The 7939-nt window shown below is 54.3% G+C and carries 6 protein-coding genes and 1 pseudogene; 3 read left to right on the forward strand and 4 right to left on the reverse strand.

The genetic code is table 11. The features are described from left to right. Positions 1-176: 176 nt before the first annotated feature. On the forward strand, positions 177-707 hold the full coding sequence (locus HMPREF2661_RS05410; protein WP_084824308.1) for a cytochrome b: 531 nt from the start codon (positions 177-179) through the stop codon (positions 705-707). A gap of 157 nt (positions 708-864) precedes the next feature. After that, positions 865-1869 carry a 4-hydroxythreonine-4-phosphate dehydrogenase PdxA gene (gene pdxA / locus HMPREF2661_RS05415; protein WP_049323630.1) on the forward strand — a complete coding sequence of 335 codons (1005 nt, stop codon included), beginning with the start codon at positions 865-867 and terminating at the stop codon, positions 1867-1869. 191 nt (positions 1870-2060) lie between these two features. On the opposite strand, the gene HMPREF2661_RS05420 is transcribed toward pdxA, so the two are convergent. The 4 genes from HMPREF2661_RS05420 to HMPREF2661_RS05435 all read right to left on the reverse strand — a co-directional run bounded on the left by HMPREF2661_RS05420 (position 2061) and on the right by HMPREF2661_RS05435 (position 7076). Beyond that, a complete protein-coding gene (locus tag HMPREF2661_RS05420) occupies positions 2061-3056 on the reverse strand; it encodes a S49 family peptidase (RefSeq protein ID WP_003747953.1) in 996 nt (331 codons plus the stop codon). A gap of 54 nt (positions 3057-3110) precedes the next feature. Beyond that, positions 3111-4133 carry a lysozyme inhibitor LprI family protein gene (locus HMPREF2661_RS05425; protein WP_049323628.1) on the reverse strand — a complete coding sequence of 341 codons (1023 nt, stop codon included), beginning with the start codon at positions 4131-4133 and terminating at the stop codon, positions 3111-3113. A 105-nt stretch (positions 4134-4238) separates the two neighbouring features. After that, positions 4239-5453: a sodium/glutamate symporter gene (gene gltS / locus HMPREF2661_RS05430; protein WP_049323627.1), complete on the reverse strand. Its 1215-nt coding sequence runs from the start codon at positions 5451-5453 to the stop codon at positions 4239-4241. A 216-nt stretch (positions 5454-5669) separates the two neighbouring features. After that, positions 5670-7076 (reverse strand): tetratricopeptide repeat protein, encoded by a 1407-nt coding sequence (locus HMPREF2661_RS05435; protein ID WP_070822645.1) that lies wholly within the window; start codon positions 7074-7076, stop codon positions 5670-5672. A gap of 393 nt (positions 7077-7469) precedes the next feature. Here HMPREF2661_RS05435 and HMPREF2661_RS05440 point away from each other — a divergent pair. Beyond that, positions 7470-7939 (forward strand): annotated as a pseudogene (locus HMPREF2661_RS05440) (IS1595 family transposase); the annotation flags it as partial.

Consider the following 7939-nt stretch of genomic DNA (forward strand, 5'->3'; position numbering starts at 1 on the left):
GGTATTCCTGCCCTTGTTTTCAGACGGCCCGGGTAGTTGAACGGATAAAATCGTTGTTTCTTTAAAATTTTCAAATATTTACGAAATTTCTTCAAAAAGGCAACAAAATTGGTTGGGCATTTTTGATACAATCCGCCGCTTCAAAAAATCAAATAAATCAAAAACAAGGAAACATTATGACCGCTACACGTCCCCAAACCTACGATACCGTCTCGCGCGCATTGCACTGGCTGACCGTACTCGGCTTCATCGGCATCCTGACCACCATCGCCATCTGGACCATTTATGACGGCGAAGAATGGGTCGGCGCACTCTTCGGCGTGCACAAATCCATCGGTTTCATCACGCTGCTGGTGATTATCGTGCGCATTGTTTGGGCCTTGATCAATGCGTCCAAACGTCCTGCCGCTGACAGCTTTGCCGCCAAAGCCGGCCACCTTGCCCTTTACGTCCTCATGCTTGCCGTTCCCGTTATCGGCATGATCCGCCAATACGGTAGCGGCCGCGGCCCGTTGAAAGTATTCGGTGTCCAAGTGATGCAGGGTTCGCCTGAAAAAATCGAATGGATGGCCAACCTCGGCAATATGGCGCATGGCAAACTCGGCTGGCTGCTCTTCGCGCTGGTCGCCGGCCACATTGCCATGGTCATCGTCCACCGCATTCAAGGCCACGACGTTTTGTACCGCATGATCGGCCGCCGTTCTTAAGTATAAAACGGTAAACAGACAAGGCCGTCTGAACACAGTTTGACCAAGCAAAAACTGTTTTCAGACGGCCTTTTTGTATTTGTGTTAATCTGCAAAAGTAGGGCAGGCATTTTGCCTGACTGTTGTCTAAATACTGTAAACCATACCGAGAAACACCATGACTGCTCCCATCCTCTCCATCACTTCCGGCGAACCGGCCGGCATCGGCCCCGACATCTGCCTTGATTTGGCTTTCGCCGACCTTCCTTGCCGCCCCGTTGTTTTGTGCGATAAAAACCTGTTGGCGCAAAGGGCCGAACAGCTCGGCAAATCCGTCATCCTGCGCGATTTTCAAGCTCAAGCGGCCGATCCGTTGCCCAAGGGCGAACTCGAAGTTCTGCATATTCCTTTAGATGCCGAATGTCGGGCGGGCGAACTCAATCCTGCCAATGCCGCGTATGTGCTCCGGCTGCTGGATACGGCGTATCAAGGCATTTCAGACGGCCTGTTTGCCGGTATGGTGACTGCGCCGCTGCATAAAGGCATCATCAACGATGCCCACGCAGGCAACGGCTTTTTCAGCGGCCATACCGAATACCTTGCCGAAAAAAGCCATACCGAACAAGTCGTCATGATGTTGACCGGCGGCGGCCTGCGCGTGGCGTTGGTGACCACCCATCTGCCGCTGAAAGACATTTCCGCCGCCATCACGAAGCCTTTAATCGAGTCGGTTGTCCGCATTCTTGAACACGACCTGCGTCATAAGTTCGGCATAGCCAAACCGGTCATCCTCGTTACCGGCCTCAATCCCCACGCCGGCGAAGGCGGCCATTTGGGACACGAAGAAATCGACACCATTATTCCGGCGCTTCATGCCCTGCAGGCCGAAGGCATAGACGCGCGCGGCCCTTATCCGGCCGATACCGTGTTCCAACCCTTCTTGCTCAAAGATGCCGATGCCGTCCTCGCCATGTATCACGACCAGGGCCTGCCGGTGCTCAAATACGCCGGTTTCGGCGAAGGCGTGAACATTACCCTCGGCCTGCCCTTTATCCGCACCTCCGTCGATCATGGCACGGCCTTGAATTTGGCAGGCACGGGCAAAGCCGATTCCGGCAGCCTGATGACCGCCGTCCGCGCCGCGCTCGATATGGCGCACAATATGCAGAAACAGGCCGTCTGAAGCGTGGAGGTTTGATCGTTTGTCGGCGTAAAGTGTTCCTGTAAGAGCATCATCAGGAAATATTTGTCTGTCGGTTGATAAAGCCGATGAGTGTTTGGACAATAATCAGCGTTTTATTTTAAAAACCATATATAACAAGGCCGTCTGAAGCCCCGATTTTTAGGGTTTCAGACGGCCTTTTGGTTTTTTGTTTACCAAATTTCAGACAAAGTTTCTTTGACTTTGGCCTTCACTTCCGCACCGAAGCGGCGGCTGAGCATTTTGCTGAAATCGTCTTGCGGCGTGTAGTTGACCAGCTCGGGGGCTTTGACGACATCGCGGGCGACGCTGTAAATGCTGCCGAAGTCGTCAATCAGGCCGACCTGTTTGGCTTCTTTGCCGGTATAGATGCGGCCGCTGAAAACGTCGGGATATTGCTTGTCTTTCAACCTTGCGCCGCGGCCGAGTTTGACGGCTTTGATGAATTCTTGGTGGATATCGCCCAACATACTTTCCCAAATTTGGGTTTGCGCCGGCGTTTCAGGTGTGAAAGGGTCGCCCATGCCTTTGTTGCTGCCGGCGGTTTTCAGACGGCGTTTGACACCGGCTTTGTCCATCAGGCCGGTAAAGTCGAAACCGCCGCCGATCACACCGATGCTGCCGACGATGCTGGAAGGATCGGCGTAGATTTTGTCGGCTGCGGCGGCAATGTAATAGCAGCCGGAAGCGCACATGTCTTCGGCAACGAGGTAAACGGGGATGTCTTTGTGTTCGGCTTTGAGGCGGCGGACTTCGTTAAAGGCCGTGTTGGACACGACAGGCGAACCGCCGGGGCTGTTGGCGCGGATGATGATGGCTTTGGCGTTGCCGTTTTCGTAGGCGGCTTCCATGCTGTCGCGCAGGATTTGGACTTGGTCGTCGATGTCGTTGCCGATTTCGCCGGTCAGGTCGATAACGGCGGTGTGTTCGCTGCGGGCTTGGACCGACGTGGTTTTTCCTTCTTCTTCCGCAAGACCGAAAATCAGGCTGAGGAAGATGAGGACGGCGACGCCGCGCCAGATGTTGCGCCAAATGCGGGCGCGGCGTTGTTCTTGGTAGGCGGCGAGAAGGACTTCGCGCAGGGTGTTGCGCTCCCAGTTGTCGACGGGGGTGGAGGCTGAAGAGGGTGTGTTTTGGGCATCGCCTTCACGGTGGATTCGGTATTGCATGATGTGATGTGCTTTCGTGCAGGCCGTCTGAATGTTCAGACGGCCTTATCGGTTTTAGTTGATGGAATAGCCGCGCAGGTATTGTGTGCGCTCGCGGGTCATGCGGGTTTCGCACTGCAGGCGCAGGTATTCTGTTTGTGCGGCGTTGTCTGCGGACGCGGCGGCTTGTTGGCAGTTGAGTTTTTTGCTTTGAATCCAGGCGCGTTGCTCGCCGAGGATTTGTTGTTTGACATCGCTGTCCAAGCCGCCCCAGAGGTCGTTGATTTCGCCGTCCGCCTGACGGTTTTGCGCGCGCGCGTTGTCGAGTTCGCTTTGGCTGAGGCCGGACGGCTCGTTGCGTTGGGTTTCATGGTCGGGGCGCAGGACTTCGTAATCTGAATCGTCGCCGTCATCGGTCAGGCCGGCAGTCTGGCTGGCGGCGTTGTTTTCAAGGATGTCTTGCGGATTGACAGTCGGCGGCTCTTCCGTGTTTTGGTTTTGCAGCAGTTTGATGGCCTGCTCTTTGGACACGGGTTTGCCGTCTATCATGACGATGCTTTTCACGCCGTAGGGCAGCAGGGTGGCGGAAAGGGTTTGGGCAGTGGAACTTAGGGTATTGTCTTCGAAAACCGGTTTGCCGTCTTTGTCGGGGGTATAGAGCAGGGTGGTGCTGAACGTGTTGTTTTCAAAGGTCAGGTTGCTGCCCATCAGTTTTTGTTCGAGCATGTCGGCCAACGGGGTGCTACCGTAAATCAGCGGGCTGTTGTCTATGGCCGTTTTGAGGATGGTGTCGGGAATACGGATTTTGAGGTTGGCGCGGCAGATGGCTTTGCCGTCGTCTTCGGTTTCTTTGGGGTCTTCAAGCAGGGTTTCTAATTCGAGGCCGGCGGCGATGATTTTGTCGGCATCGACGAATTGGCGGTTGTCATTGCGGGCGAAGGAGCGCGCTTGTTGTTTGAGGGTGTCTTCGATGGTGGTACGGATGTTTTGCAGTGTGGCCGGTTGGGCGCAATCAAGTGCGGCTTTGGGCTCTTCTTTGCTGCATGCGGCAAGCAGAATTGTGCTTAAAATCAATACGGAAGCGGTTTTTTTGTACATGTGTACTCCTGAAGGTGACGGCCTTTCAGACGGCCTGACGTGCCTATCATAGCAAAAGCACTTGCTGCAAGTAAATGCGGCAAGTGCTTTTCTATGTCGGACGTATCAGCCTTTGATGACGCTGACGAAGCCGGAGAGGATGGCGGCGTTGAGCAGGTCAACGAAGAACGCACCCACCATAGGCACAATCAGGAAGGCTTTGTGCGAAGGGCCGAAAGTTTGGGTAATGGACTGCATATTGGCAACGGCAGTCGGGGTGGCACCCAAACCGAAACCGCAGTGGCCGGCTGCCAAGACGGCGGCGTCGTAGTCGCGGCCCATGAAGACGTAGGTAACGAAGGTTGCGTACAAAATCATGACGACGGTTTGTACGGCCAGGATGATGGTTACCGGGCCTGCCAGACCGGTCAATTCCCACAGTTTCAGGTTCAGAAGAGCCATGGCGAGGAAGAGCGACAGGGAGGCGTTACCGAATACGTCGATGGCGCGGTCGAACATATTGACTTTGAAGGTTGCAGTCAGGACGTTGCGGATGACCACGCCGGCAAACAGACACCATACGAATTTAGGCAGGTCGAAGAAGGCTTTGTCGTAGCCGTCGACGATTTCGGCAAAAGCCAAACATGCGGCAAACATCGCGAGTGTTTCGACAGCGGAGTCAGCCGTAATCAGACGGGTGCGCTGTGCTTGTTCGAAGACGTCGTCGGCAGCATCGTTGTCGTCGGATTTGGCAGTTTTGACGACAGGTTTACGGCCCATTTTGTTGATCAGACGGCGTGCAACAGGCCCACCAATCAAACCGCCGAATACGAGGCCGAAGGTGGCGGAAGCCATACCCAAGCCGGTTGCACCGGTCAGGCCGAATTTGCTTTCAAAGTCAGGACCCCATGCGCCGGCTGTACCGTGACCGCCGGTCAGGGTAATCGAACCGGTAATCAGGCCGATCAGCGGATCCAGACCCAATGCGCTTGCCAAGCCGACACCGACGAAGTTTTGGACGATGATGAATGCACCCACCACGGCGGTAAAGATGACCAAAGGCAGGCCGCCCGCTTTCAAACGGGTGAAGTCCGCGCTCAAACCGATGGATGTAAAGAAGATGAGCATGAACGCATCTTGCAGCGGTTTTTCAAATTTGAAGCTGACGCCGTAGGCTTCGTGCAGGGCGAACAGGACGATAGCGGCAACTAGACCGCCGGCGACCGGCTCGGGAATATTGAAGTCTCGTAAGAATTTGATTTTTTGAACCAGAAATTTACCAACCAGCAACACGAGCGTGGCGGCAATCAGTGTGTAATAACTGTTGAATTCCCATTCCATGTTGTTTCACCTCCTAGAAATGTTTTTCCGAGTATCCGTTTCTTTCCGGATGCAGTGTGTTTCAACGCTTGGCGTTATCCGCCGAGTGTCATGGTATTGATGCGCGGACAAGGTGTTTCCGGAAAGAAATGAAAACGATGGCTTGTCCGTGAAAAATAACTGGCAAATATTAGGGGAATAGTTAAAGATTGTCAAAAAATGCGTGTGTAAATCTTTTCAGACGGCCTTTTTCCCGATGGCATGATGCGCTTCGCGGCGCCATTGTTCCAAGAGGGATGTTAATAACCCGGCCGAGGTATGCCCGTTGCCGATGGCGGCCTGCAGCCAGTAGCAGGCAGTCGGAACATGGCAGCTTACACCTTGCCCGTGATAGTAGAAACAGGCAAGGTGGTATTGGGCGGAAGGGTGGTTTTGTTCGGCAGCGATGGCGTACCAGTAGGCGGCCGCCCGAGGGTCTTGCGCCGTACCGAGGCCGTAATGGTAGATGCGGCCCAAGGCTGCCGCCGCGTTTTTATGATGGAACTCGGCCGCTTCCATGTAATTTTTGCGCGCGGCATTGTAGTCGGCAGGACGGCCGATGGCGCGGGCTTGTGCTTCAGCCAAACGGTATGCGGTCTCGGTTTGTTGCTGTTGCAGGGCGGCTGTTTTGATTTGTTCGTATTGTTGCGGATGGTACAGCGCGGCATCGCTGACGAGTTTTTGTGCGGCGGCGGCAGAACCCAGCGCGGCGGCACGGTGGTAGTAATCGTGCGCGACATGGTTGTCGGCTTTGATGCCGAGGCCGTAGCGGTAGAGGTCGCCCATGATTTTCAGGGCTTCGGGATGGTTTTTCTCGGCGGCGGCTTTGGCGTAGCGTGCCGCTTGGAACGGGTCTCGTTCGGAAAGTTCGCCGGTCAGGGCATATTGTGCCAGCTTGGCTTGAGCTTCCGCTTGTTCCTTGTCGGCGGCACGACGATACCATTCCAAGGCTTCGGGTCGGCGTTGGGCGGCAAGAAGGTCGGCCAGCAGGGTTTGTGCGGCGATATGGCCGGCTTGCGCGGCTTGTTCGAGGTATTGTTCGGCTTGTGCGTGGTCGGGGCTGATGCCTGTGCCGTAGAAGTAGATTTGACCGAGTTGCCAACAGGCGGCAGTCACGCCGAGGGCGGCCGCTTTTTCGTATTGTTCGACGGCTGTCGCAACGTCGCCTTGGCGTTGATGATGGCGTGCCAGATGGTAATACGCGGGCGCGGCATATCGGGCGGCGGCAAGCTCTGCCCAGTAGAGCGATTGTGGATCGTTGCGTTGCGCGTGGTAACGCATGAGGATTAATTGGGCTTCAGGGTGTCCCTGCTCACCCAGCCAGGCATATTCGTTAAGGAGCTGTCCGGTCGGGGTGCCGTTGTGTTCGCGCTGTTGCAGCAGGGTAAAGAGCGCTTTGGGGTGGCGTTGGGCCGCGGCGGCTTCCAACCATGAAAGTGCCTGCTCCGGTTGGCCGTTTTGCAGCAGATGGTTGCCCAATACGAAAGCAGCTTCCGCATAACCTTGCTCTGCCGCCTGTTGCAACAGGGGCAGGGCTTGGGCGGTATGGGATTGTTCCAAAAGGGCGGCGGCTTGCCGGTAGAGGATTTCAGGAGCGGCGGTCATGGTTTGCGGGCGGATAAAGTGGAAGACGGGTGCTGCGGCATATAGGCGGCGATGCCGGTCGATGGCTTTGTAAAAAAATAGGGTTCGGCACAGTTTTGCAGTTGCCTTACCGGCCTGTCTTTAAAGATGTTCGGCTTGTTGTATTATTTTCCTGGGGAAGCATCTCTATTCAGTGCGTTACAAAGCTTTCGGTTTGAGTCGGCATGCGTTCATGACAGCTTGGTCATTATACTGTTTTTGTAATTTATTGTTAATGATAAATGCGGTTTTTTATGGTTTGTTTACATGACGGCGGCTGGGATGTTGATTGTTTCAGGCCGTCTGAAATGTTTTTCAGACGGCCTGAATTATTTTGGGGCTGACGTAGATTAGCAGTTATGCTAGGCTACAAGAATGCAGATAACCAATTGTAAATTAAGCAAAAGGGTTCAAAAAAAAACTACTTGAATTTTTTGTACTCCAAGTTACCGCTCGTTCCGCTGCTGATATTTTGGGCATTCAGCCCAACTCCGCTATTCTGTTCTACCGCAAAATTCGTATGGTTATCAGCCATTATCTGGCCTTGGTTGCCGATGAGGTTTTTGAGGGCCCTGTCGAGCTGGACGAAAGCTATTTCGGCGGACACCGCAAAGGCAAACGCGGACGCGGTGCGGCAGGAAAAGTGGTTGTCTTTGGCATTCTGAAACGCAACGGACGGATCTATACCGTTGTCGTAGATAATGCCAAGTCCGATACTTTGATGCCTGTTATCAAACAGAAAATCATGCCGGACAGCATTGTTTACACGGATAGCCTGAGCAGCTATGACAAGCTGGACGTAAGCGGTTTTATCCATTACCGTATCAACCATTCCAAGGAATTTG

It is taken from the genome of Neisseria sp. HMSC061B04, from assembly GCF_001836705.1.
GTDB lineage: Bacteria > Pseudomonadota > Gammaproteobacteria > Burkholderiales > Neisseriaceae > Neisseria.